Below are 341 nucleotides of genomic sequence, written 5' to 3' on the forward strand. Positions count from 1 at the left end.
GCACGCGGCCCTGGATCGTGACCTCGTCCTGCAGGGTCAGCGTCACCGACTCCGTCTCGGCCACGGTCGCGCTGGTCCCGGTCTGCGCCTGATCCGACTGATCCTGAGCAACGAACAGACGCTCGTACTCGACGCGGCAAGCTTCACCGTCGCCGGTCTCGACGATCTGCGTCACCTGCGCTTCGTCGGCCCCCTCGGGTAATTCGCTGGCGATTGCGGCCTGAAGGTTGGCGCAAGCTTCCTCGAGCGAGGTTTGTTGCGCAAGCGCGGCGAACGGAACGGTAAGGGCTGTACCGACGAGCAAGGTCGAAAGGACAGATTTCATCGGTGTTGGCTCCACA

The 341-nt window shown here is 63.9% G+C and carries 1 protein-coding gene; it reads right to left on the bottom strand.

The window, feature by feature from the left end:
• Nucleotides 1–325: hypothetical protein (locus Q1B08_RS21815; protein WP_299823601.1), on the bottom strand; the 325-nt coding region annotated here is incomplete at its 3' end.
• Nucleotides 326–341 lie beyond the last annotated feature (16 nt).

This window comes from uncultured Jannaschia sp. (genome assembly GCF_947494025.1).
Classification (GTDB): Bacteria; Pseudomonadota; Alphaproteobacteria; order Rhodobacterales; family Rhodobacteraceae; genus Jannaschia.